Annotated in this window: 24 protein-coding genes and 2 tRNA genes; 9 read left to right on the top strand and 17 right to left on the bottom strand. The window is 57.0% G+C overall.

Features of this window, described 5'->3' with window-relative positions; all coding sequences use genetic code 11:
• Positions 1–62: 62 nt before the first annotated feature.
• Both RYZ18_RS08135 and RYZ18_RS08130 read left to right on the top strand, forming a co-directional pair.
• Positions 63–1,232, top strand: coding sequence for a pyridoxal phosphate-dependent aminotransferase (locus RYZ18_RS08135; RefSeq protein ID WP_317656100.1), 1,170 nt, complete (start codon positions 63–65; stop codon positions 1,230–1,232).
• 66 nt (positions 1,233–1,298) lie between these two features.
• Positions 1,299–1,931 (top strand): thermonuclease family protein, encoded by a 633-nt coding sequence (locus tag RYZ18_RS08130; RefSeq protein WP_317656098.1) that lies wholly within the window; start codon positions 1,299–1,301, stop codon positions 1,929–1,931.
• 30 nt (positions 1,932–1,961) lie between these two features.
• Here the strand turns inward: RYZ18_RS08130 and RYZ18_RS08125 are convergent, their stop codons facing one another.
• The 7 genes from RYZ18_RS08125 to RYZ18_RS08095 form a co-directional block, all read right to left on the bottom strand.
• Positions 1,962–2,138 (bottom strand): hypothetical protein, encoded by a 177-nt coding sequence (locus tag RYZ18_RS08125; protein ID WP_317656097.1) that lies wholly within the window; start codon positions 2,136–2,138, stop codon positions 1,962–1,964.
• A complete protein-coding gene (locus tag RYZ18_RS08120) occupies positions 2,135–3,280 on the bottom strand; it encodes a YeeE/YedE thiosulfate transporter family protein (protein WP_317656096.1) in 1,146 nt (381 codons plus the stop codon). The genes RYZ18_RS08125 and RYZ18_RS08120 overlap by 4 nt, the downstream gene beginning before the upstream one ends.
• Before the next feature lie 11 nt (positions 3,281–3,291).
• Positions 3,292–4,245 carry a sulfurtransferase gene (locus RYZ18_RS08115; RefSeq protein WP_317656095.1) on the bottom strand — a complete coding sequence of 318 codons (954 nt, stop codon included), beginning with the start codon at positions 4,243–4,245 and terminating at the stop codon, positions 3,292–3,294.
• Positions 4,246–4,542: 297 nt separating this feature from the next.
• Positions 4,543–4,616 (bottom strand) — tRNA-Cys (locus tag RYZ18_RS08110).
• 96 nt (positions 4,617–4,712) lie between these two features.
• Positions 4,713–5,426, bottom strand: a complete 714-nt coding sequence (locus RYZ18_RS08105) for a leucine-rich repeat domain-containing protein (protein ID WP_317656094.1) — start codon at positions 5,424–5,426, stop codon at positions 4,713–4,715.
• Between the two features lie 29 nt (positions 5,427–5,455).
• Positions 5,456–5,848: a polymer-forming cytoskeletal protein gene (locus tag RYZ18_RS08100; protein WP_317656093.1), complete on the bottom strand. Its 393-nt coding sequence runs from the start codon at positions 5,846–5,848 to the stop codon at positions 5,456–5,458.
• 71 nt (positions 5,849–5,919) lie between these two features.
• Positions 5,920–6,936: a rod shape-determining protein gene (locus RYZ18_RS08095; RefSeq protein WP_317656092.1), complete on the bottom strand. Its 1,017-nt coding sequence runs from the start codon at positions 6,934–6,936 to the stop codon at positions 5,920–5,922.
• Between the two features lie 232 nt (positions 6,937–7,168).
• Between RYZ18_RS08095 and RYZ18_RS08090 the strand changes: the two genes are divergently transcribed.
• The 4 genes from RYZ18_RS08090 to RYZ18_RS08075 all read left to right on the top strand — a co-directional run bounded on the left by RYZ18_RS08090 (position 7,169) and on the right by RYZ18_RS08075 (position 11,333).
• Positions 7,169–7,822 (top strand): protein-L-isoaspartate O-methyltransferase family protein, encoded by a 654-nt coding sequence (locus RYZ18_RS08090; RefSeq protein ID WP_317656090.1) that lies wholly within the window; start codon positions 7,169–7,171, stop codon positions 7,820–7,822.
• Between the two features lie 68 nt (positions 7,823–7,890).
• A complete protein-coding gene (locus RYZ18_RS08085; protein ID WP_317656088.1) occupies positions 7,891–9,279 on the top strand; it encodes a TolC family outer membrane protein in 1,389 nt (462 codons plus the stop codon).
• Positions 9,280–9,559: 280 nt separating this feature from the next.
• Positions 9,560–10,471: a hypothetical protein gene (locus tag RYZ18_RS08080; protein ID WP_317656087.1), complete on the top strand. Its 912-nt coding sequence runs from the start codon at positions 9,560–9,562 to the stop codon at positions 10,469–10,471.
• A 40-nt stretch (positions 10,472–10,511) separates the two neighbouring features.
• Complete coding sequence (locus tag RYZ18_RS08075) at positions 10,512–11,333, top strand: rhomboid family intramembrane serine protease (RefSeq protein ID WP_317656086.1); 822 nt, start codon at positions 10,512–10,514, stop codon at positions 11,331–11,333.
• A 66-nt stretch (positions 11,334–11,399) separates the two neighbouring features.
• Here the strand turns inward: RYZ18_RS08075 and efp are convergent, their stop codons facing one another.
• Positions 11,400–11,963: an elongation factor P gene (efp, locus tag RYZ18_RS08070; RefSeq protein ID WP_317656085.1), complete on the bottom strand. Its 564-nt coding sequence runs from the start codon at positions 11,961–11,963 to the stop codon at positions 11,400–11,402.
• Positions 11,964–12,181: 218 nt separating this feature from the next.
• On the opposite strand from efp, the gene RYZ18_RS08065 reads away from it, so the two are divergent.
• Positions 12,182–12,493 carry a DUF6280 family protein gene (locus tag RYZ18_RS08065; RefSeq protein ID WP_317656084.1) on the top strand — a complete coding sequence of 104 codons (312 nt, stop codon included), beginning with the start codon at positions 12,182–12,184 and terminating at the stop codon, positions 12,491–12,493.
• Between the two features lie 62 nt (positions 12,494–12,555).
• On the opposite strand, the gene RYZ18_RS08060 is transcribed toward RYZ18_RS08065, so the two are convergent.
• The 4 genes from RYZ18_RS08060 to RYZ18_RS08045 all read right to left on the bottom strand — a co-directional run bounded on the left by RYZ18_RS08060 (position 12,556) and on the right by RYZ18_RS08045 (position 14,963).
• Positions 12,556–12,640, bottom strand: a tRNA-Leu gene (locus RYZ18_RS08060).
• Positions 12,641–12,837: 197 nt separating this feature from the next.
• Positions 12,838–13,377: an adenine phosphoribosyltransferase gene (locus RYZ18_RS08055; RefSeq protein WP_317656083.1), complete on the bottom strand. Its 540-nt coding sequence runs from the start codon at positions 13,375–13,377 to the stop codon at positions 12,838–12,840.
• 23 nt (positions 13,378–13,400) lie between these two features.
• On the bottom strand, positions 13,401–14,273 hold the full coding sequence (locus RYZ18_RS08050; protein ID WP_317656081.1) for an S-methyl-5'-thioadenosine phosphorylase: 873 nt from the start codon (positions 14,271–14,273) through the stop codon (positions 13,401–13,403).
• 87 nt (positions 14,274–14,360) lie between these two features.
• On the bottom strand, positions 14,361–14,963 hold the full coding sequence (locus RYZ18_RS08045; protein ID WP_317656079.1) for a flavin reductase family protein: 603 nt from the start codon (positions 14,961–14,963) through the stop codon (positions 14,361–14,363).
• An 82-nt stretch (positions 14,964–15,045) separates the two neighbouring features.
• On the opposite strand from RYZ18_RS08045, the gene RYZ18_RS08040 reads away from it, so the two are divergent.
• On the top strand, positions 15,046–15,522 hold the full coding sequence (locus RYZ18_RS08040) for a GNAT family N-acetyltransferase (protein WP_317656078.1): 477 nt from the start codon (positions 15,046–15,048) through the stop codon (positions 15,520–15,522).
• Here RYZ18_RS08040 and RYZ18_RS08035 read toward each other — a convergent pair.
• Genes RYZ18_RS08035 through RYZ18_RS08020 form a run of 4 tightly spaced genes read right to left on the bottom strand, consistent with a single transcriptional unit; the run spans position 15,519 to position 19,524 of the window.
• Positions 15,519–17,114, bottom strand: coding sequence for a GMC family oxidoreductase (locus RYZ18_RS08035; RefSeq protein WP_317656076.1), 1,596 nt, complete (start codon positions 17,112–17,114; stop codon positions 15,519–15,521). The two genes, RYZ18_RS08040 and RYZ18_RS08035, sit on opposite strands and share 4 nt — an antisense overlap.
• Positions 17,115–17,135: 21 nt before the next feature.
• On the bottom strand, positions 17,136–17,849 hold the full coding sequence (locus RYZ18_RS08030) for a dimethylsulfonioproprionate lyase family protein (RefSeq protein WP_411567098.1): 714 nt from the start codon (positions 17,847–17,849) through the stop codon (positions 17,136–17,138).
• Positions 17,850–17,869: 20 nt separating this feature from the next.
• The gene (locus tag RYZ18_RS08025) at positions 17,870–18,865 is read right to left on the bottom strand and encodes an MDR family oxidoreductase (RefSeq protein WP_317656075.1); all 996 of its coding nucleotides are present in this window, start codon (positions 18,863–18,865) and stop codon (positions 17,870–17,872) included.
• Positions 18,847–19,524: a TetR/AcrR family transcriptional regulator gene (locus tag RYZ18_RS08020; RefSeq protein ID WP_317656074.1), complete on the bottom strand. Its 678-nt coding sequence runs from the start codon at positions 19,522–19,524 to the stop codon at positions 18,847–18,849. The genes RYZ18_RS08025 and RYZ18_RS08020 overlap by 19 nt, the downstream gene beginning before the upstream one ends.
• Positions 19,525–19,656: 132 nt before the next feature.
• On the opposite strand from RYZ18_RS08020, the gene RYZ18_RS08015 reads away from it, so the two are divergent.
• Positions 19,657–20,406: an SDR family oxidoreductase gene (locus RYZ18_RS08015; RefSeq protein WP_317656072.1), complete on the top strand. Its 750-nt coding sequence runs from the start codon at positions 19,657–19,659 to the stop codon at positions 20,404–20,406.
• Between the two features lie 3 nt (positions 20,407–20,409).
• On the opposite strand, the gene ptsP is transcribed toward RYZ18_RS08015, so the two are convergent.
• Entirely contained in the window at positions 20,410–22,659 is a 2,250-nt protein-coding gene (ptsP, locus tag RYZ18_RS08010) for a phosphoenolpyruvate--protein phosphotransferase (protein WP_317656071.1), read from the bottom strand.
• Positions 22,660–22,833: the final 174 nt, after the last annotated feature.

Below are 22,833 nucleotides of genomic sequence, written 5' to 3'. Positions count from 1 at the left end.
CACAAGTTTGGTATACCAAAAAAGAGTGGCCATTTTGGCCGCGCATCATAGAGGGAGCGCGCATGTCTGACTTGAAATTCGCCCAAAGCCTGTCTCGCTTGGGCACGGAATCTGCCTTTGTCGTTTTGGCCCGCGCGCAAGCCTTGGCCGCCGAGGGGCGCGACATCATCAATCTGGGCATCGGTCAGCCCGATTTTCGGACGCCTGAGCATATCGTTGAGGCAGGCATCAAGGCGCTGCGGGATGGTCATCATGGATATACGCCCGCCAATGGCCTGCCCGCACTGCGCGAGGCGGTGGCCGCCGATTTGCATCGCCGCCATGGGGTAGAGGTGAACCCTGATTGTGTGGTCGCCGTTCCTGGGGGCAAGCCCACGATGTTCTTTGCGGTGATGATGTTTGGCGAGCCTGGCGCAGAAATCATGTATCCCAACCCTGGGTTCCCGATCTACGAATCTGTCATCCGCTATTCAGGGGCAACCCCTGTGCCGATTGCGCTGCGCGAGGAAAACGGATTTTCCTTTTCGGCAGAGGAGGTCTTGGCACAGATCACGCCCAAGACGCGGTTGATCATCATCAACTCGCCTGCAAACCCAACGGGCGGTGTGACCCCGAAGGAAGAGATCGACAAGTTAGTCGCGGGTCTTTTGGATCATCCCCATGTGGCGCTGATGTCGGATGAGATCTATTCCAACATGCTTTATGGCGGGCGTGAGCATGTTTCGCTTCTGCAATATCCAGAAATTCGGGATCGATTGATCATGCTCGATGGGTGGTCAAAGACCTATGCGATGACAGGGTGGCGTTTGGGTTATGCCGTTTGGCCTGAGGCCTGCGTGCCGCATGTGACCCGCCTGTGCATCAATGACCATTCCTGTGTGAATGCCGCTACGCAATTTGCAGGGATTGCGGCGCTCAATGGCCCTCAAGATGCCGTGCGCGAGATGGTCGCCCAATTCGATGCGCGCAGACAAGTGATTGTTGAGGGGTTGAACAGCCTAAAAGGCGTGACCTGCACCGATGCGGCGGGTGCGTTTTATGCATTCCCAAATATCTCGGGCACAGGCATGACGGCCGTGGAGGCACAGAACCTGTTCCTGAACGAGGCGGGCGTGGCCACAGTGGCGGGCACGAGTTTTGGCGCGATGGGCGAGGGCTATGTGCGCTTTTCATACGCCAATTCCACCGAGAATATCCTCGCTGCGCTTGATCGTATTGCGAAGGTGTTGTGAGGTCTTAGCGCGCGAGGGGCACCCCTCGCGCTCGTTTTTCGTGAATTAAATAAAGTAATTTGTTCAGTGGATATTGCCGCTGATTTATCAATAATGTATGTTTTATATATTATTGATAAAGATTGCGCGAATGGAAGTATTGTTTGGGATCGGGGTGTTGGTTGCCATTTTTTTCATGGCATTCCAGCATTCCAGCATTCAGCATCTTCATCTGGTCGTGAAAGGCGTCAACAGCCGCGCAATAAGGCTTTTAGTTCCTCATCTTCAGTCGCGCAGGTTCAGCGCCGAATAATTTGCGGAGCTGCCTATGTCACCGATGGCGATACTATTACGATCAATAAGCAGCAAATTAGGTTGTTCGGTATTGATGCGCCAGAACTTGAACACCCGTATGGAAAGCAAGCCAAATGGGCTATGGTCAAGCTTTGCAAGGGGCAAACGATCCAAGCCGAAATAATTGAAAGTGACGGTCATGGACGCAGTGTTGCACTTTGCACTTTGCCAGACGGGCGCGATTTATCTGCCGAGTTGGTGAAACAGGGGCTGGCTATTGATTGGCCGAAATTTTCTAATGGCAAATATCGCCATCTCGAAGTTGCGGGCGTGCGCCGCAAGTTATGGTTAGCGGACGCGCGTCAGCGTGGCCGCATGGATATATGGGCGAAATTTGAAGCCAATCGCCAAGGACAATCACGTTAAATCCGCGTGACGATATCCTCGCGTCACTTTTTAAGACCCGGGCGCTGCGGCGCAATGCGCGCCGCTGGCGGCTTGACCTGAACCCAGTGCCAGAATGGCAGGGGCGCGGAATGGATCAAGCGGTGCGCTGTGGCCAAGATCAAAGGCCAAAAGAGCGCCGATCATCACGAACAGCGCGATGACCCCATGTTTGCGAGACACTGTCATGTGCGGGGCTCCAGTTGTAGAAGCGGGCGCAGACGCACACCGATGATGGATCCAACAAAGGCTGCTGCAAACCAAACCCATCCATGCAGGCTGCCTGTGGAAATGCCGCTGAAAAAGGCACCCACATTACAGCCAAAGGCAAGGCGTGAGGAGTAGCCAAGCGCAAGCCCCGCAAGGATCGTAGCACCCCACGCAATCAAGGGCAGTCGCGGGATTGGTTGCGAGAGGCCCGCGCGCCACGCGGCCACGATGAATGCGCCCCCGATCAGGCCAAGATTGGTGAGCGAGGTGACATCGGTCAAAAGGCTTTGCGCGATGCGTTCAGCATGGGCGGGGCTTCCCCAAAACGGGTTGAGCGTCAGATCAACGCCTGTCGCACTGACGCCCTTAGCCACCCAAAGGCCAAGACCATAAACCACGCCCCAAGGTTGCCCTGCGACCACAAGATTGCCCAGTGCCAAGAGAGCGACCAATATTGCGGCCATTACAAGACGGCGGGGCAGGCGGCGTTGGCCTTCTTCGGCGAAAATCCACACCATGAGCGCGACAGTGCCAAGCCCTATAAGGGTAAGGCCAAGACCCGCGCCGCCCTCAAGCGCGACAAGAGGCAAAGTGCCAAGTGACGTCCACCAGTTGAGATGTGCAGCGCCCAGAAAGCTGCCAATGGCGAAGAAAGGTAACGCGACCAATGCCACGGGATTGCCGCTGCCTGCATTAACCAAGGTGCCAGAGCCACAGCCCAGAACCACTTGCATTGCGATGCCAAAGACAAAAGCACCGCCCACCATGGCAAACCCGATGGGCGCATGGGCCCCGATCAACTCGCCTGAATGGCTGGCCAATAGCGGGAAGGCCACAGCGGCCACAAGGGCGATGGCCAAGAGCTGCGCAAAGAGGCCCGATGGATCACGGCGCAGGATCATCGCGCGCCACGGCCCAGCGAAGCCAAACCGCAACCCTTCAAGCGTTGCACCAAGGCCAAGACCGATCAGCAAAAGCAGACCGAACCGCGCACCCGCAGCAGCGGCAAGGATCAAAACAAAAGAAATCGCGCCAACCAGCAAGGCAAGCCGCCCCCAACGCGCGGGGCGTTGGGGGCGGTCTAAGTGGCTGCTTTGGTCGCTTTGGGCCAGCGGCGCCATTGCGTCTCTCCTCAGAAAACCGATTTGATCTGGTTCCACAGGTTGCGGATTGGGCCAGGGACATTGGCCATCTCATAACCTGCATTCGACCATCCGACCATGGATTCGGGGTAGAGCTTCACATTCTCAATCCCTGCCAATTCCGAGAGGGCAAACCAGTTGGTTGCAGCCCAGTGGCCCGTGTTGCAGAAAGACACCAAGGTTTCTGCATCCGTGAACCCCTCGGCCTCGGCCAAAGCACGCGCGGCATCGGCGTCCACAATCGCAGGGCCATTGTCGAACCAGCTGCTATGCACAAAATATTGCGACTGCGGCAGCGTGCCTGGACGGGCAGCGGCAGGGTGGCTTTGGTCACCGTTCCAGAAGCTTTCAGGGCGCGCATCAAGCAACGAACCATTGCTGCCGCCTGCAATCACAGTCTGGATTTGCTCTGCCGTGGCTGTCCACTGATCAGAGAGGGTGACAGTGATCGTGCTTGGTGTTGGGGTGGTTGCCTCGGTCGACAGTGCAAGCCCTGCCTCCGTCCATGCGGCAACGCCGCCATTGAGGATCGACAGATTTCCAAAACCTGCGGATTTCAACGTCCAATAAACACGCGCCGCGGCACCGAAATCGGTTTCATTCGCGCCTTGATGGGCAATCACAACAGTCTGGTTCTGGCGCAAACCCAATTCACGCAGCAATGCGGTCAGCTCTTCGGCGCTGGGCAATTGGCCAGGATTTTCAGCAGGCCCACGGAACCGACCGTAGGGGGCGTTGATTGCGCCCTCGATATGGCCTGCGCTGTAGGTGTTCACATTTTCTTGGCCTTCGGCTGCAGAGGGCGCGCGAATGTCCAAGATGACGGGCGCATTCGTGCCCAAGCTGGCGTTCAATTCAGCGGGGCTGACCAAAGGGCCGAACTGCGCCGCTGCAACATTTGCCATCAGCACAAGAGCTGCGGCTGCATAAGAAAGAAGTTTCATCTCATGACCTCGTTTTTCGGGTGAGAGGGACGATTGTGGCGCTGCATGTGACGTGAGAATGCAAGACTGACAAGGGGACAGCACATCAGAAAAGAGCCGCGAAAGCGGCCAAAATTCTAAGCATGAAGGATCGGCAGAATTCCTGTCACGCAGCAGGGCTGATCGAGGAAATTTGTTCCGCAATTTTCGATTTCACGGAATATTTTCGTTCTTTTTTGCACGGATTTATGGATTGCGCGAACGATCCACCCGCTTGGGGCGATTTTTTGTATGGGGATGCCAGAACGAGGGGGGAAGTGGAGGCGAGTACCGGAATCGAACCGGTGTACACGGATTTGCAATCCGCTGCGTCACCACTCCGCCAACTCGCCTTCGGGGTATCTGTGGTGTCTATGGGGCGGTGCTACTGCAAGGTTTGCGCCTGCGCAAGTGGTAAGAGGGCAAAACGCGCGGAAGAACGGGTTGGGTTAGCTTGAAAACAGTCCTTTGCGCTTTGGCTTTTCTACGGCGGCGGCCTCACGGATCACGATTTTGATGCGAGGCCCCGTTTGGATCATGGATGGATCCACGGGGCAAAGGCTGAGGTCAAGGATCTCAAGCCGTTGCAGCCGCGCAATCGGCGTGATGTCATAAACTTCGGTGTCACGCAGAATCAATTCCCGCAGATCTTTGCACAGGCTCAACGGGCTGATATCCGCAACGCGGCTATGAGATACATCGAGATAGCGCAGCCCCGTCAATTCGCGCAAAGCTGTGATGTCCGATATAAATGTCCCGCCAAGCTGCAGATGGGTCAGGCTGCGCATACCCGCCAAGGGGCTGAGATCGCTGATTGGCGTGGCCCAAGCTGAGACGCGCTCAAGATGGGATAGGCCGCGCAAAGGCTGTAGGCTGGTGACGCGCGTGTTTGAAATGTTCAGGCTGCGTAAATTGCTGCATTTGGCGATGCTTGAGGGCAATTCCACCAAATTGTTAAGCCCTGAAAGATCAAGCGATTGACCGTCACTCATCAAACAATCTGCGATCATGCCTTGGCAAATTGAGTAATCGGCGGCGCATTCGGGCAGGTTGCGCAAATATTCGGTCGATGGCGCCTCAACATCCATGCTGCGCGCAAGTTTCATCTGCGAGGCATTGGACACAAAGACCAGTTCATTGGCGTTTTCATACTCTGCGCTCATGGTGCCGTGCCTATTGATTGCTGCGCGGTTCAATCGTTCATCGCCATGCTAGATTGCTGCTTCACGGTGACATTGCCTTCAAAGCGCGCGCCAAAGGCCACGGCGAGGATGTTTTGGTTAAACTCGCCGCGCGCTTGCGCGTTGCTGTCGATTTGCAACTTTCTGCAGGTGATCGTGCCCTCGAACTGACTATCGATTTTTACCATGTCAGCGGTGATTGTGCCGCGCACTTTGGCCCCGTGGGCAATGGTGACATTATGACCCGTGATGTCGCCCGTTACGCTGCCTTCGATGACGACATCGCCATTGCTGCGCAACTTCCCCTCAATCGTCATACCAGCATGGATGACTGTTGCAGACGCTGTGCCGCGCGGGCCGTCAAAGTTGGGTTCATTCGGGCTTGTGGGAGAGAACGGCGTCATCATTCATCCAGAAAAATTATCAATACGATATAATATGCTCTTGCAGGGCCCAGGGTCAATCCGCCGCGACCCTATGGATCGCGCTGTATAGCGTGCTCCATACGCTTGCCCAAATTCATCGCAATTTGGGTGCCAAAGGCCACGCAATATTTGGGATTTTCGGCCACGGTTGCAGGAACCCCCGTGAGGTCAGACAAGGCTTTGTCAATGCCCCTAAGGCCCGCGCCACCGCCTGTAAGCATCAACCCGTATTCATGGATGTCCGATGCCAGATCTGGCGGTGTTTGATCGAGCAATGACATCACCGCCGTCCAAATCTGTTCAATTAGCGGGTGCAGCGCCTCGGCCACATCTTGTTCGGTCACAACTTGCTCTTTGGGCAGGCCATTAAAGGCATCGCGCCCCCGCACTGTAGCGCTGCGTCCTTTGCCATCTGCGGGGAAGATGGCGGTGCCAATCTCATGTTTGAGCTTTTCACAGGATGAGACGCCCACGTTCAAATTGTAGTTTTTCTTGATGAAGTTTGAGATCGCCTCATCAAAATGGTCGCCCCCGATGCGCACTGAGCGTGCTGTGACAATGCCGCCTAAGGAGAGGACTGCAACTTCGGTTGTGCCGCCGCCAATATCGACAATCATCGCGCCGCGTGGGTCAAGAACAGGCAGGCCCGCACCAAGTGCGGCGGCCATCGGTTCTTCGACTAGCCCAACTTTGCGCGCCCCTGCCGCTTCGACCGAATGCTTGATCGCACGCTTTTCAACGGGGGTGGCCCCATATGGCACGCAGACATACACGATCGGCTTTCGCAGCATGAAGCGGTTCAAAGCCTTGCGGAAAAACGCGCCAATCATTTCTTGCGCGGCATCAAAATCGGCGATGACCCCATCGGATAGGGGGCGGCAGGCTTGGATCGATTCCGGCGTCTTACCGAGCATCAATTTGGCATCTTCACCCACCGCGAATAGCTTTTTGCGCCCGTCTTTGATGTGAAACGCCACGACAGATGGCTCATCCAAGATCACGCCCGACTCGCTATCCACGAAAACGGTGTTGGCCGTGCCAAGATCAATGCTGATTTTTGACGTCATACTGGTTAACCGAAATAAAAATAAACTGACAGATGGGCATCAATCAGGCCGCCCTAGCGCAAGTGTTAATCTATTGTGATGCGCGCGTCTATCACCGCATTGCGAGGGAATTTTGGGCAAGGATGCGGCAAAGCAGACCTAACTTGCACCAAAGCGCCCAGCAGGCGTTGCACGAGGGCCCGCCATGTGCCATAGCAGGAGCAACGCAAACTAGACTCATTGGTTCAGTTGAATGGCCGACTTTAAATCTCGCCGCGTCACGATGGTAGACACCCAAGTGCGCCCCTCAGATGTCACGAAATTCCAAGTGATTGATGCCATGCTTGCCATTCCGCGCGAGGCCTATGTGCCCGCCGATATGCAGGATGTGGCTTATATCGGTGAAAACCTGATCCTTGGGACAGGTCGTGTGATCCTTGAAGCCCGCAGTTTTGCGAAAATGTTGGACGCGCTCGATATTGGGCCGAGTGATCTGGTTCTCGATGTCGCCGCAGGTCTTGGTTATTCCAGTGCGGTTTTGGCCCATATGGCCGAGGCTGTGGTTGCGGTCGAAGAAAATGCCGACTTTGCCCAAGAGGCAGAAGCAAATTTCGCGGCGCAATCTGTTGATAATGCCGCAATGATTTGCGCAAGCCACGCGGAAGGCGCGACCAAATATGGCCCCTATGACGTCATAGTTGTTAACGGGGCTGTTGAAACCATGCCCCCAAGCCTGACGGATCAACTGAAGGAAGGTGGCCGCATGGGCGCGATCTTCGCGGTTGGTCAACTCTGCGAATTGCGGATTGGGCGCAAAATTGACGGCCAAATGAATTGGCGGCTGTTGTGCCATGCCAATGCGCCTGTTTTGGACGGGTTCAAGCGCGAAGCGGCGTTTCAGCTCTAAGCACGCGCATCAGCGGCGGCACGAAGTAGATTTGGGGTGCCGATGGGCCCCGTGAAGGAGTGTTGCTTGTGAGTGTTCGGATCAAGAAATCCTTTCAGAGGCTTGGCGTCTCGTTGGCCATGTCCCTGTCCGTCATTGGGGCAGGGCAGGTAAGCGCGCAAGGGTTGCAGGCCGCGATGGAAGCGGCCTATGAAAATTCTGATCTGCTTGAGCAAAACCGCTATCTTGCGCGAGTATCTGACGAAGGCATTGCGCAGCGCGTTGCCGCGTTGCGACCCACCCTCAATATGGTCGCACAGCGGGCGCGCACGGACGCGGCAGGCAGCTTGACCGAAACCATTGCCCTGACCGCTGATTTGGTGCTGTTTGCAAGTGGCAGTCGCAGCGCTCAGATTGCGGCGGCGCGGGCCTCTGCCGAGGCCACCCAAGCGCAGCTTTTGGGGCTTGAGGGGCAGGTGCTGCTTGATGCTGTCACGGCCTATATGAATGTCTGGCGCGATGTTCAGGTGGTGAATGTGCGTCAATCCAATTTACGCGTGGTTGAAGAACAATTACGTGCCGCTAGAGATCGCTTTGATTTAGGCGAGGCCACCCGAACCGATGTTGCGCAGGCCGAGGCGCAGATGGCCGCGGCACGATCCGCTTTGGCAGCGGCGCAAGGAACGCTCAGCATTAGCCGCGAACTGTATCAATTGGCCGTGGGCGTAGCACCAGAGGTACTTGGCGCGCCAGGTGCGCGGCCCGAATTACCTGCGTCTGCTGAGGCAGCGGAAGTGATTGCGCGCAGCGCAGCCCCGTTGATCCTCGCGGCGCAGCATGAGGTGACGGCCAATCAGCACAATTTGACCGCGGCCCGTGCCGCCTATGGCCCAACTGTCAGCATGAGCGCGACTTCGACAGACACGCGGGAAGGGGCCCCCAATACCATCGGAAACAGCGAGCGTCTGTCGCTGACCATCACGCAACCCATTTACCAAGGTGGGCGTCTAGCCTCTCTTGAGCGCACGGCGCTGGCCAATCTTGCGGCCTCTCAATCTAATTTGAGCCGCCAGACCGCAACTGTCATCCAAAATTTGGGCAATGCTTATGCACGCCTTTCCATCGCATCTGCGCAAATTGCGGCCACTGAGCAGCAGATTAATGCGGCGCAGCTGGCCTTTGAAGGCGTCCGTGAAGAAGCGTCCTTGGGTGCGCGCACAACGCTTGATGTGCTGAATGCGGAACAAGATTTGCTCGATGCGCGCATAGCCCGCATTCAGGCGCAGACAGATCTCTATACGGCAAGCTACGGCGTTTTGAATGCGATGGGCGGGCTGACCGCAGAGGCGATGGGACTGGATGTAGAGCTATACGATGCTGACGCCTATGGTGCGCGCTTCTCAGGCGCACCACTTGGCCGCCCATCGGTGCAAGGCAGCCGCCTTGACAGTGTTTTGGAACGCTTAGGGCGTGAGTAAGCCCAAACGGCTAAGTCGCAATTAGGCCCGATGAAACCCGCCCGATGTGGCGGGTTTTTTACATCTAGGCCACTGGTCTTATATCCTCCCTGCCGTGTCACGTGTCGCAGCTGCCGCATCGGCAGAATTCTTTACGTTGCCGTTTGACTTCCGTGCAGAGTATATAATTAAATAAATACATAAATAATTTACTATTTAGCTGTGATCAAAGTGGTCTGCCCCGCAGTGCGGGTGAGACCAGTAACAAGACCGCAAAGCGGATGGCATTTGGGGTGACGGGATGAGCGAAGATAAAGACGGCGCTGATATAGAGGATGTGCTCTCTTCAATCCGCCGTTTGGTGGCTAAGACAGCGCCCGCGCAAACAGTGTCATCGACCGAGCGCCGCGGCGCTTTGCGCGCAGAACCACGCTTGCGACCAACGCGCCCAGTGGGAGACGCTGTCGAACAAAAATTGGTGCTGTCCCCAAGCCAACGGGTGAGTGAGCCTGAAAACCCTTGGACTGTGATCCCCCTTGATCCTGTGGATCACGCGTCTGGCGATGGGCGGGCTTGGGCGCGTGAGGATCGCTTGGCGGATTATGCAGAAGGCAGCACTTCGCCATCAGCCGCGCCGCAAGATGCGCTTGGTGCCGCTCTGGCTGCCGCTGCAGAAGGGTTGCGCAGCCCCGCCGCGTCACCTGCAGGGCCAGAGCGGCAAGACCCTTCGCCTCAAGCAGCCATGCCTCCCGCCGCGGCCCCCTTGCCTGATCAGGCAGATGCAGCGCAACATGACGCGCCTGAAAAGCATCATAATTTTATATCAACCGAGATAGCCGATGAAGATGGCTATGACGAGGAGGTGGAAACCCTGACCCTCTTCGCCGCGCCACCACCACCATTGAGGGCCAAGCCCAAAGCGGAGGCCCCTCCTGTCTACACGGTCGAGCCCGAGCTAGAGGTGCAAGAAAATGATCTTGCAACAGAGGATTCTGTTGATGACTTGGGCCATGCCCCGCATATGCGGTTCGCTGCAAAAGAGGCCGATCTCATCTTGGCCGAGCAAGACGAAGTTGCGTTACGCGCCCTTGTTGCGCGTGTTGTGCGCGAGGAATTGCAGGGTGATTTGGGGCAACGGATTACCAGCAATCTGCGCAAATTGGTGCGCCGCGAAATTCGTATGATCCTCGCGGCCGAGAAACTGGATGGATAAGCCTTGACGACAGGCGCCGTCCCGCGAGAATGGCACTGTCATGTTTCCGATACGCGACCATAACCCATCCAACCGCAAGCCCGTGATCACGATCGGTCTGATCTTGGTGAATGTCGTCGTGTTTCTGGGCTATTACCCCGAACTTTCATCGACCCCCGCAGGGCTTGCGCGGTTTTTTGACAGTTGGGCGCTTGTCCCCGCCGAAGTGCTGAAGGGCGGAGATCCCCATAGTTTGATTACGTCCATGTTTCTGCATGGCGGCTGGATGCACCTGATCGGCAATATGCTGTTCTTGTGGATTTTTGGCGATAACCTAGAGGATCAGCTCGGGCATATTGGGTTTTTGGCCTTTTACCTTGTCGCAGGGCTGGCAGCTGGGTTTGGACAAATTTTGTCAAACCCCGCTTCGCAAGTGCCGATGGTGAGTGCCTCTGGGGCCATCGCTGGGGTGATGGGCGGATATTTGCTGTTATTCCCACGCGCGAAGATCGACATCCTTTTTATCTTCATCATTTTCTTCAAAGTCTTCACTGTGCCCGCATGGGCCATGTTGGGGCTATGGTTTGGGCTGCAGCTGTTTAATGGTTTGTCGATGGATGCCACAGGTGGCGGTGTGGCCTATTGGGCGCATGCGGGCGGGTTTATCGCAGGCTTCGCGCTGATGCTGCCGTTTTGGATCAATCGTGGCGCCCAGGCTTTTTGGGCGCGCACCGCGGGGGTTCCCCCCCATGAAGAGGCGCAATATCGCTTCGGCCAAAGCCGTATTCCTGCTGTGGGTCGGCCCAAAAATGCGCCACCCGCAGTCACCCGTGTGCCGCGGGTGACCCGCAAGACGCGCGGCGACAACCCTTGGTCAAAGTGATCTGTGAAAACGAAAAATGCCCCGCGCATCGCGCAGGGCATTTGATCTGACCGACCGCGTGCGTGTTTAGGCGCGTTCGGAATATTCCATCGTTTCGGTGTTCACGATGATCATTTCCTCTTGGCCGACAAAGGGGGGAACCATAACCTTCACGCCATTGTCGAGGATCGCGGGCTTAAAGCTATTCGCCGCTGTTTGGCCCTTCACCACGGGTTCTGTTTCCACAACTTTGCAGGTGACTTTCTGAGGCAAGGTTGCGTTGAGCGCCTCGCTTTCATGGAATTCCACCACGATGGTCATTCCATCTTGCAAGAAGGGGCGGCGGTCGCCCAACAATTCCGCAGGCAATTCGATCTGCTCATAGGTTTCGGCGTCCATGAACACCAACATTCCATCTTGCTCATAGAGAAATTGCTGGTCTTTTTGTTCAAGACGCACGCGTTCTACCTTATCAGCAGAGCGGAAACGCTCGTTCAATTTGCTGCCATTTCGCAGATTGCGCATTTCGACCTGAGCAAAAGCGCCGCCCTTACCGGGCTTCACGTGATCCACTTTTACAGCGGCCCACAGACCGCCATTATGTTCCAAAACATTTCCGGGACGAATTTCATTGCCGTTGATTTTAGGCATAGTGTAAACCCTAGCAAACCTTGATGATTGATTAATGCTCCCTATATCTAGGCGACATCAGGGTGGCAATACACAAGCGCCGTGCAGCATCAAATGCGATCCCATGCGTAAAATGCATACGAGGTATGCAATATTCGCATACCAGAATCGCTTAGAACATGTGCATAAGGGGCCCCACGCCGCAAAACGCAAGAGCAAAAAATAAAAAGGACGACGAAATGCGAGATTTCGTTGATGGCACTGCCTTCAATTACGAGCAAGGTCAACGCGCACGCAAACTGTTTGCTGCCGTTGTTTTGGCCGCGCTGGATGATGCAATCGCCGATGACAAGAAATTCGGCAACGGCCCAGAGCAAATCGCGCGCTGGGCGCGCTCGCGTGATGGCCGCGAAGTGCTCAGCTGTGCGGGCATTGACCCGAACGAGCGCGTTGTTCAAGGCTTGATGAAATTTGTTGCCTCTGGCGTGCGCACCTCTGTTGCGCTGAGCCGCGAGGAAAGCGAACGCCGCAATCAGGCCGAAGCTGCCTGATGTAACGTCACGCTTGATGTTTCGAAACGCGTCCCATTGGGGCGCGTTTTTTGTTGGGAAGGTGGTGGCCGCTGTGGGACTCGAACCCACACGCCCGAAAGCCTCGGATTTTAAGTCCGGTCTGTCTACCAGTTCCAGCAAGCGGCCACAGGGTTTGACTAGAGGAAAGTTTCCCGCCCCGCAAGCGGCCAAGGCACGTTCCATCCCCTACATCCAAAATTCGCCCCGCCCATAATATGAGCGAGGCGAGGGTTTGGGTTAGCAAGCAACATGTTCGCACGTGCTGACGAACGCCCCTTCGATACAGGGCAGGGCGTTAAATTTTGGTGAAATTGCGAAAAATTCTATAGCCCGTCAAATTGGCAGAGCGCGTGAACGCTTTGGCCCATCTCCTCAAGCTTGGCGCGCCCCCCCAATTCGGGCAGATCAACCACAAAGGCGCAGCCCGTCACCTGCGCGCCGAGGCGCTCAATCAGGTGAATGCCCGCCCGCGCCGTGCCGCCAGTGGCCAAGAGATCATCCACGAGCAAAACACGTTCACCCGCCTCGAAAGCATCATCATGGATCTCGACAGTGGCCGTGCCATATTCCAATGCGTAATCTTCGCTGATCGTGGCCGCGGGCAATTTGCCTTTCTTGCGAATAGGCACAAAACCTTTGCCCAGTTGATGCGCGACCGCGCCGCCAAGGATGAACCCCCGCGCCTCAAGCCCCGCGACCTTATCAATCTTTTGCCCAACATAAGGGGCAAGCAATTGATCCACAGCCAATCGAAACCCGCGCGGGTCTGCAAAAAGCGTGGTCACGTCACGAAACAAAATCCCCTCATGCGGGAAATCGGGAATGGTGCGGATATAATCCTGAACCGTTTTTTGGGGCGTCATAGCGTCTCTCCGTTCGGCGGGCCTTACAGCACGCGGCCTGCAATCGCATCTAGCTTGGCGACCATATCAGGGTCGCGCTTATCGGGGGCCGTCATGATGGCGTGATCCAATGCGCGATCACAGCCGCACGGACAAGGCGCGCGCTCAGGCCCCAAAAGCGCAGGCAAGGCGGCAATGGTCTTGCGCGCATTTTCTGCATTTCCTGTAAGGGTTTTGATGATCTCGGTGATATCCACCGCGCCGTGATCTGCATGCCAACTGTCATAATCCGTGATCATCGCAATCGGGGCGTAGCACATCTCCGCTTCGCGGGCCAATTTTGCCTCTGGCATATTGGTCATGCCGATCACATCGGCCTTCCATTCATTGCGATACATCCGTGATTCCGCGAGGGTCGAGAATTGCGGGCCTTCCATCGCCAGATACGTGCCGCCTTGATGCAGTTTTGCGCTGCTTGCGCTTGCGGCCTTGGCCAATTTTGCGCTGAGATCCGCGCAGGTGGGATGCGCCACGCTGACATGTGCCACCAGACCTGTGCCGAAAAAGGATTTATCGCGCGCGAAAGTGCGGTCGATAAATTGATCAACCAAGACGAAATCACCAGGTGCCAAATCTTCGCGGAATGACCCGCAGGCGGAGACAGAGATCAAATCGGTCACCCCAAGGCGTTTTAGCGCGTCAATATTGGCGCGATAGGGCACGGTGGTGGGGCTGTGGACATGGCCGCGCCCGTGGCGTGGCAAAAAGGCCATGCTGACCCCGCTCAGGCGGCCCGTCAGGATGGCGTCAGACGGCGTACCGAAGGGGCTGTTCACCTCAACCCATTTCGCGCCCTCAAGCCCGTCTATCTCATAGACGCCCGAGCCGCCGATCACGCCAATCACGCGCTCTGTCATCCTGCCCCTCCATGGGTTGGTTCCAAATCCACGCGCGCAGTATCGCAAGCGGCGGGGGGAAGGGAACCCGCGAATTGGTATTTTGGCCTATTCAGGCCGCGTCATGGTGAAAATTTCACCGATTTGCGCGTAATCCTGATAGCCAAGCCGTGAAATCAAGCCCGCGCGGGTGATGTCAAAGCGTCCATCACTCAGGCAATCGGGACGGATATGCACCCCCGTCACTTCGCCAAAGACCGCAAAATTATGTGCCCCGTCCAAGGTAACGATTTGGGTCAGTTTGCATTCAAGGCTTGCGGGGGCGTTGGCCACCCGCGCCGCTGCAATGGTTTCACAGGGGGCACGGGCGATCTGTGCATGGGTAAATTCATCCACGCCCCTTGGCCACGGGCCAGAGCTTTGGTTCATCATATCGCGCATCTCGTAGCCCACGAGATTGACACAAAATACCCCCGTCTCGCGAATATTGGCTACGCTATCCTTGGTGTCGCCGCGATCCGCTTTGGCCGAGGTCGAGGCGAACATCACCTGTGGCGGCACATAGGCGACTGCGTTGAAAAAGGAATAAGGCGCAAGATTGTCCTGACCATCGCTCCCCCGTGTCGAAATCCACCCAATCGGGCGCGGTGCGACTATGGCATTGAACGGGTTGTGGGGCAGGGGGTGGCCGTCATCAGTTTTATAGAACATCGCCGCGCCTTTTGCTTCTTCGGTTTGGCATTGAGCTAGCGCCGTGCTACCAGTTTGACCAGAGGCATTACATGAGCAGCCAATGGTCGATATCGCCAAAGAGCAGCCAAATGACTGGTGGGAGGTCGAAGCCCTTTTCGATCTGTGCTTTGCGCCCGGGCGCACGGCCCTGAGTTCCTATCGCCTGCGCGATGGGGTTCCGCCTGTTGACGGGCTCTGTCTCATTGCCCGCGATGACTATGGTGCGATTGGTGGGGCGATCCGCTTTTGGCCCGTGCGTGTCGGGGCCAAAGAGGCGTTGTTGCTTGGCCCGATTGCCGTGCATCCCACCCGTCAGGGGGAAGGTTTGGGCGGGCTGCTGATCCGCGAAGGTCTGCGGCGGGCTGACGCCTTGCACTGGCCGCGCACCATGTTGGTGGGGGATGCCCCTTATTATAGCCGCTTCGGGTTTCACCGCCTCGAGGGGGTGGAGATGCCGCCACCCACCAACCCCGCCCGCATTTTGGGCGTTGGCGATTGGTCAGGGGTGACGGGGAAAGTGACGCGTTGGGGCGCCTAAGCGAGGCGCGCCAAGATCAAATCTGCGGCTTTTTCGGCAATCATGGTCACGGGCGCATGGGTATTGCCCGAGGGGATGGATGGCATCACGCTGGCATCCGCCACGGACAGGCCGGAAATCCCGCGCAAGCGCAACTCTGGGTCAAGCGGCGCGTTTTGATCCGCCCCCATTCGAACGGTTGAGACAGGGTGAAAAATCGTGGTTGCGATATCGCCTGCGGCGCGCACCAGATCACCTTCGCTATTGATATGGGCGCCGGGTTTGATTTCTTGCGGCGCAAAGGCGCGCAAGCGTTCGGTTTGCATCAGGCGGCGGGCATGTTTGATGCTATTGACCGCCACGCGCTGATCTGCTTCAGCCGACAGGTAATTTGGGTCAATCACAGGCGCGGCCTTTGCATCGGGCGAGGTGATATGCACCGAACCGCGGCTTTCTGGCCGAAGGTTGCAGACCGAGATGGTGAGGGCGGGGAAGTCATGCAAAGGCTGACCAAAGGCTTCAAGCGATAGGGGCTGCACATGATATTCGATATTGGCGGTTTCGTAATCTGAACTTGATTTCGTGAAAATGCCAAGTTGTGAGGGGGCCATGGCCATCGGGCCAGATCGCTTGAGCGCATATTCAATCGCAATTTTGGCCCGCCCCCAGAGCGAGGCGTAAAGGGTGTTGAGTGTTTTCGCGCCTGTGATGCGGAAAATCGTGCGGATCTGAAGGTGATCGGCGAGGTTTTCGCCAATCTCGGGGCTGTCTTGGATCACGGGTATGCCCAAACCCTGCAGGCGTTCCGCTTGGCCAATGCCTGACAACTCCAAAAGTTTCGGTGTGCCAATTGCCCCTGCGGCTAAGACCAACTCACCACGGATTTGGATGTCTTTGACGATCCCGTTTTGACGATAGCGCAAGGCGCGAACGCGTCCTTCGGTGATGACGATTTGTTCGGCCTCGGCATTCGTGACGATGCTCAGGTTCTTACGGGTTTTGGCGGGATCAAGGAAGGCGCGGCGCGCGTTCCACCGCAAACCGCCTCTTTGGGTCACTTCGAAATATCCCGCGCCCTCATTGTCGCCTGTGTTGAAATCATCTGAGGGCGGGATGCCCATTTCAGCGGCGGCTTCCCGCACGGCATCTAAAATTTCCCATGACAGGCGCTGATTTTCTACGCGCATTTCGCCGCCAGCGCCATGCAGGGCGTCCGCGCCGCGATGATAATCTTCCGAGCGTTTGAAATAGGGCAGGACATCCTCCCATCCCCAACCCGTATTGCCCATTTGCCGCCACAGATCATAATCGCGCGCCTGGCCGCGCATATAGATCATTCCATTGATTGAGGAGCAGCCCCCCAAAACCCGCCCACGCGGATAGTTGAGCGCGCGCCCATTTAACCCCGCTACAGGCGCGGTTTTATAGCACCAATCAAGGCGCGGATTTCCCATCGCATAGAGATATCCCACGGGGATATGCACCCAAGGGTGGCGGTCATGCCCACCCGCCTCCAACAACACGACCTTGTGCTTGCCATTTTCAGACAGGCGATTGGCCAATACACATCCCGCTGACCCTGCGCCGACAATCACAATATCCGCTGCCTGCATGATTTAACCTCGAATGCCTTTTTATATGCCCGCTTCAATACGGGCTTTTCTTGTCGCGGAAAGCTTCATCCCTGGGCTTGAAAGTTTGCTCTCAGGCCCAAGCCATGCATAAGCCAACAGACAGGGATCAAGATCCGCCGTTGTGATCCGATGTTCGTCACCGGGGCGGTTTAGGATTAACGAGCCTGGCGCGTGAACTGCGACCTCGTTTTCAGACCAATCGCCCGCGACCGAGATATAGCTTTCTTCAATTTCCGCATGGCTGTGTTGCGGGTAAGTGGTGCGGGGGGCAAAGAGAACAAAGCCCAAGATCATCTTTTCAGAATAGATCGGCCCGCGCGGCCCCAATATCTCACAATAGGCATATTTCTGCGCCAAAGCCTTTGGCACTTTCTCATAGCCGTATTCCCATGTCAGTTCGGTTGCGACCCGCGACAGCGCGCGCGACAGCCCCGCGACCAAACCCCGCTCGCCCAGATCAAGGGCGCGCGGCAAATGGTCGGTGACGGGTTTAAGCAACGGCCCGCGCGGCATCACCACGGGATTTGTGTCAAATACCTGCGAGATGCCTTCACGCACCCGTTTTCGGTGACTGCGGATTGGTTTTGATCCCCCCGCCGAGCCGCGCCTGTAAAGCGCCTCAAACTCGCGCAAGAGATAGACCCAATTTGGAAAGGCCATCAGCCGCTTTGGGGCCTCAACCTCAAGCGCCAACGGGGCAAGGGGATCTGTCATAGCTGCTATCCTTTTGGGGCCTACTCGGCCAGTGCCGCATTCAAAGGCACAACCACGCGGCCGCGGATTTTACCTTCAAGAAATTTTGGCGCCTCTGCGATGACATCTTCAAGGGCCATTTCATGGGCGATTGCCGCCAATTTGCTCATATCCAAATCTTTGGCCAAGGCCGCCCATGCATCAATCCGCTCATCGCGCGGCACCATGACACTGTCGACCCCCAATAGGCTGACCCCGCGCAAAATGAAGGGCGCGACTGAGCTTGGCAAATCCATGCCTGCGGCAAGGCCACAAGCGGCGACAAGCCCACGATATTTCATTTTCGAGATAACATTGGCCAAGACGGTGCTGCCCGCAACATCGACCGCACCTGCGAAACGCTCCTTGTCGAGGGGGCGGGGTTTGCCTGCGAATTCCTCTCGCGGCAGGATTTCGCTTGCGCCCAAGGATTTAAGATAGGCTTCTTCCTCGGCGCGGCCCGTGACCGCACAGACAGTAAATCCTTTCGCCGCCAAAAGGGCCACGGCAACACTGCCAACACCGCCCGCGGCCCCTGTGACCACGACCTCGCCCGCCTCTGGAGTGAGACCGGCCTTCAACAAGGCGCTGACGCAGAGCTGCGCGGTATATCCTGCCGTGCCGATCTCCATCGCTTGACGCAGGCTGACACCATCGGGAAGTGGAACCAACCAATCACCCTTGAGGCGCGCGAAACGCGCCAAACCGCCCCAATGTTTTTCACCAACACCCCATCCGTTCAAGACCACCCGATCGCCAGGATTATAGCGCGGATCGGCGCTTTCACGGACGATGCCCGATAGGTCAATGCCGGGAACCATCGGAAAACTGCGCACCACTGGCGCGGCCCCTGTGATGGCGAGCGCGTCCTTGTAATTCAAGGTTGACCAAGCCACTTCGACCAAAACATCCCCCTCGGGCAAGTCTTCCTTGGCGATTTGGCGCAAGGCCACGCTTTGCTGATCATCCTCTTTGCTGATTACGATGGCATCGAACATGGGGCATCTCCTTTTGGGGTGGTGTTAAGCTGTGCAAGAAATTGCGCTGCAAACAGGCGCAAGGGCGCAGGCCCGCGTTCCAATTTGGCCCGCAAAACGGCGCCTTCCCATCCGATCCAGAACATTTGCGCCAGATCGGCGGGGTTGTGATGGGGGGATATCTCGCCCTGATTTTGGGCAAGCTGTAGAACCTGCGCCAAGCGGGCTTGCCAATCTTCCAAGGTCGCAATGAGATCGGCGCGAAATTCTTCGGGCAATGCGCCCATTTCTTGGCCCAAATTGCCAATCAAACATCCGCGCCGAAAGCCATGACGGGCCATGCCCGCCTCAGCCGCCGCTGCAAAGGCTGCGACACGGGCAAGCGGGGCGAGACTGTCATCGCCCAAATGGCGTTCCATCTTTGCCACGAAATAGGCGCGATAGGCTGCGATGGCGGCGCGACCGAAGGCGGCCTTGTTGGGAAAATAATGATAGAAACTGCCCTTTGGCACACGGGCATGCGTGAGGATCATATCAAGCCCGACCGCAGAATAACCCCGCTCTGTAAGATGCACCAACCCTGCGCGGATCAATCGCTGATAGGTGGCCGCGTCTTGGGGCGCAGTAGCGGGGCGGCCACGGCGTTTGGGGGCGTCATATGTCACATCGGCTAAGCTCATGCGGTATTTCTTAGACGGCTTGGTCTAATAATAAAAGCCCTCATTTTTCAGGTGGCATAAATTCCGCTTGCCAAGGGCGTGGAACCCGTCAGGATGCCACGGCAAAGCCAACATAAAGGGAGGGACAAACGGGTGAGCAAAGTAGCGATTGTAACGGGGGCCGCGCGCGGTATCGGATTGGCCACCACGGATCTTTTCCTTGAGATGGGCTGGCGAGTTGCGATGGTGGATCGCGATGCGGCCGAACTTGATGCGACAGCGACCCCGCGTGATGGGGCCCTAGGGTTTGTCTGCGATGTCTCAGACCCTGAGGCTGTGGCAGAACTGGCAACCCAGATCAGCGCCAAAATGGGGCGCGTGGATGCTTTGGTGAATAATGCAGGTGTCGCGGAATTTGGGCCGATTGAAGAATGCGATTTCCCAACATGGCGCCGTGTCATGGCGACCAATTTAGATGGCGTTTTTCTGATGTCACAGGCGATGACGCCTGCGCTAAAGGAAACCCAAGGCGCGATTGTCAATATTGGGTCGATTTCCGGTCTTCGGGCGTCAACCTTGCGGGTGGCTTATGGCACGACCAAGGCGGCTGTTATTCATCTGACCAAACAGCAGGCGGCGGAATTGGGCGAATACGGCATTCGTTCGAATTGCGTCTGCCCTGGCCCTGTGCGCACGAAATTGTCGATTGCGGTCCATTCGCCCGCCATCATCGCTGCCTATCATGATGCGATCCCGCTCAATCGTTATGGGTCCGAGCGTGAGATTGCCGAAGCGATCTGCTTCCTGTGCAGTGAAAAAGCGAGCTACATCTCTGGCCAAATACTGGCTGCGGATGGGGGGTTTGAGTCGACAGGCGTTGGGCTGCCTGCGCTGCGCAGCTAGGGCCTAATGGCCGTTTTGATGAGCGAGCCAGTTTGCAACCGCACTGCGCACGCTCATCGCCCCTGTTGCCTGCGCTTCGCGGATCACGGCCCGCAATTCGCGCAAATCAACCCGCCGCAAGAGGCTTTTGACGGGGCCGATGGAGGCGGGGCGCATCGACAATTTGCGCAACCCCATCGCGGCAAAGCACAACGCCTCAAGGGGGCGGCCTGCATCCTCGCCACAAAATGACAAATCGGTTTCAGTTTCCGCGCAGCGCGTGACGATCATTTCTAGGAAATTCAAGAAACTGACGTTGAGCGTGTCATAGCGGCGGCGCACCTGTTCGTTCTCGCGGTCAGCGGCGAAGAAGAACTGCTTAAGGTCATTGCCGCCGATTGAGACAAAATCAGCCATTTCAAAAAATTGGCGCGGTGCGAAAGCAAGGCTTGGGGTTTCCAGCATTGCCCCGATTTTAAGAGTTTCGGGCAAGATATGTCCCAAGGCCGCTTCGCGATCCATTTCGCGCAACAGATGATCACGGGCCTCGGTGAATTCTTCGAGTTGGGCCACAAAGGGGAACATGACCGAAAGAGGGCGGCCTTGTGCCGCGCGGATTAGGGCCTGCAACTGCATCCGCATAACGCCCGGTTTATCAAGACCCACGCGGATCGCGCGCCACCCCAAGGCGGGGTTTGGTTCTTCTGGCCGCTTCATATAGGGCAGCACCTTATCCGAGCCAATATCAAGCGTGCGAAACACCACGCGCTTGCCGCCTGCTGCATCCATGACGCGGGAATAAAGCGCGGCCAATTCCCCGCGCCGTGGCACTTGGTTGCGGGTTAGAAATTGCAATTCCGTGCGAAACAACCCCACCCCTTCCGCACCAGAGGAGGGCAGGGAGGGAAGATCCGCCATAAGGCCCGCATTCATCTCAAGCGTGATACGCGTGCCACAAAGCGTCTCAGCGGGTTTGTCACGGATCGAGGCATAGCGTTCTTGGGCCGCGGCCTGCATGGCGATTTTATCGCGAAACGCCTTGGCCACATTTTCTTCGGGCCGCAAATGCACGATACCCTGCTCGCCATCGACCAAAATCGGGTCACCGTTCAACGCCTCGGTTGTAATACGTTTGGCATTGATGATCAGCGGAATCGCAAGGGCGCGGGCCACAATCGCCGCATGACTTCCAACCGATCCCTCCTCAAGCACCACCCCTTTAAGGCGGCGGCCATAATCCAACAATTCCCCTGGCCCAATGTTGCGCGCCACGAGAATCGGATGTTCGGGCATTTCCGCGCCCGTGTCGCCGCCTTGACCTGTCAAAATCCGCAAAAGACGGTTTGAAAGGTCGTCTAAATCCTGCAAACGTTCGCGCAAATAGGCATCAGGCACAGTTTCTAGCCGTGCGCGGGCGGCGGATTGTTCTTTCTCAACGGCGGCTTCGGCCGACAGGCCGCGCGCAATGTCCTCTTGCATCCGTTTGATCCAACTGCGCGAATTGGCGAACATGCGATAGGCTTCGAGAACTTGGCGTTCCTCGCTGTCATCGTTGTCCATACGGGTCAAAAGCTGATCAACTGATTGGCGCAGCGTGGCGATTGCATCCGATAGGCGGGCTTGTTCGGCCTCTGGGTCATCCGCCACGGGGCGGGTGACGACCACGCGCGGTTCGTGCAAGTAAACCGCACCTTCGGTCACGCCCTCTTGCGCGACGCCGCCACGGATCATCACCTGCGATTGGTGACGGGCAGATAATGCCTCGCCCTCACCGACAAAGGCACCAAGTTCTGTCATTTCAGCCAGAACCATCGCGACAACCTCTAGGGCATAGAGTTCATCTTCCGAATAGCTGCGCGCCTCTTTCGATTGCACAACCAAAACGCCAAGCCGTTCTCCTAAGCGTTGGATCGGCACGCCCAAGAAACTGGAATACCGCTCTTCGCCCGTCTCAGGCATATAGCGAAATCCACGCGCAGCGGGGGCGTTGGGGGTGTTAATGGGGCGGGCATCGCGGGCAACGCGCCCCACCAGACCCTCGCCAAGGCGCATTCGGGTGACGTGAACAGCCTCTGGGGCCAAGCCCTCGGTCGCGCAAAGCTCGAGGGTGTCAGAATCACGCAGCAGGTAAATCGAGCATACCTCCGTGCCCATCGAATCGGCGATCAGATGGGTGATACGGTCAAGTCGCTCCTGTCCTGCGCCTGCTTCGGCCAAACTGGCTTGCAGGCGGCGCAGCAATTTGCGGCTCTCGGTTTCCGTGCGCTCTGGCATAGTCCCTCATTTAGCCCCATGGGGGCTTGTCGTTCGGCCTAGACATACCGCCCGATGCAGGTGTCGCGCAACATAGGGTTAGCGCAATCTGCGCCTTGCGGCATAAATTTGCACGAAACTCGGGCCTTTGGTTGAAAAAAGCAGCGACAAAACGTGCGCAATGCGCGCGCATCG

It is taken from the genome of Roseovarius sp. 10 (assembly GCF_033100315.1).
Lineage (GTDB): Bacteria > Pseudomonadota > Alphaproteobacteria > Rhodobacterales > Rhodobacteraceae > M30B80.
Note: the sequence above shows the minus strand (reverse complement) of the source record. Positions and strands in the feature narration are given on the sequence as shown.

Excerpts from the sequence above, each read along its gene's own strand:
- RYZ18_RS08135 (WP_317656100.1), top strand. The coding sequence starts at position 63 with ATGTCTGACTTGAAATTCGCCCAAAGCCTGTCTCGCTTGGGCACGGAA.
- RYZ18_RS08125 (WP_317656097.1), bottom strand. The coding sequence starts at position 2,138 with ATGACAGTGTCTCGCAAACATGGGGTCATCGCGCTGTTCGTGATGATC.
- RYZ18_RS08120 (WP_317656096.1), bottom strand. The coding sequence starts at position 3,280 with ATGGCGCCGCTGGCCCAAAGCGACCAAAGCAGCCACTTAGACCGCCCC.
- RYZ18_RS08115 (WP_317656095.1), bottom strand. The coding sequence starts at position 4,245 with ATGAAACTTCTTTCTTATGCAGCCGCAGCTCTTGTGCTGATGGCAAAT.
- RYZ18_RS08105 (WP_317656094.1), bottom strand. The coding sequence starts at position 5,426 with ATGAGCGCAGAGTATGAAAACGCCAATGAACTGGTCTTTGTGTCCAAT.
- RYZ18_RS08100 (WP_317656093.1), bottom strand. The coding sequence starts at position 5,848 with ATGACGCCGTTCTCTCCCACAAGCCCGAATGAACCCAACTTTGACGGC.
- RYZ18_RS08095 (WP_317656092.1), bottom strand. The coding sequence starts at position 6,936 with ATGACGTCAAAAATCAGCATTGATCTTGGCACGGCCAACACCGTTTTC.
- RYZ18_RS08090 (WP_317656090.1), top strand. The coding sequence starts at position 7,169 with ATGGCCGACTTTAAATCTCGCCGCGTCACGATGGTAGACACCCAAGTG.
- RYZ18_RS08080 (WP_317656087.1), top strand. The coding sequence starts at position 9,560 with ATGAGCGAAGATAAAGACGGCGCTGATATAGAGGATGTGCTCTCTTCA.
- RYZ18_RS08075 (WP_317656086.1), top strand. The coding sequence starts at position 10,512 with ATGTTTCCGATACGCGACCATAACCCATCCAACCGCAAGCCCGTGATC.
- efp (WP_317656085.1), bottom strand. The coding sequence starts at position 11,963 with ATGCCTAAAATCAACGGCAATGAAATTCGTCCCGGAAATGTTTTGGAA.
- RYZ18_RS08065 (WP_317656084.1), top strand. The coding sequence starts at position 12,182 with ATGCGAGATTTCGTTGATGGCACTGCCTTCAATTACGAGCAAGGTCAA.
- RYZ18_RS08055 (WP_317656083.1), bottom strand. The coding sequence starts at position 13,377 with ATGACGCCCCAAAAAACGGTTCAGGATTATATCCGCACCATTCCCGAT.
- RYZ18_RS08050 (WP_317656081.1), bottom strand. The coding sequence starts at position 14,273 with ATGACAGAGCGCGTGATTGGCGTGATCGGCGGCTCGGGCGTCTATGAG.
- RYZ18_RS08045 (WP_317656079.1), bottom strand. The coding sequence starts at position 14,963 with ATGTTCTATAAAACTGATGACGGCCACCCCCTGCCCCACAACCCGTTC.
- RYZ18_RS08040 (WP_317656078.1), top strand. The coding sequence starts at position 15,046 with ATGGTCGATATCGCCAAAGAGCAGCCAAATGACTGGTGGGAGGTCGAA.
- RYZ18_RS08035 (WP_317656076.1), bottom strand. The coding sequence starts at position 17,114 with ATGCAGGCAGCGGATATTGTGATTGTCGGCGCAGGGTCAGCGGGATGT.
- RYZ18_RS08030 (WP_411567098.1), bottom strand. The coding sequence starts at position 17,849 with ATGACAGATCCCCTTGCCCCGTTGGCGCTTGAGGTTGAGGCCCCAAAG.
- RYZ18_RS08025 (WP_317656075.1), bottom strand. The coding sequence starts at position 18,865 with ATGTTCGATGCCATCGTAATCAGCAAAGAGGATGATCAGCAAAGCGTG.
- RYZ18_RS08020 (WP_317656074.1), bottom strand. The coding sequence starts at position 19,524 with ATGAGCTTAGCCGATGTGACATATGACGCCCCCAAACGCCGTGGCCGC.
- ptsP (WP_317656071.1), bottom strand. The coding sequence starts at position 22,659 with ATGCCAGAGCGCACGGAAACCGAGAGCCGCAAATTGCTGCGCCGCCTG.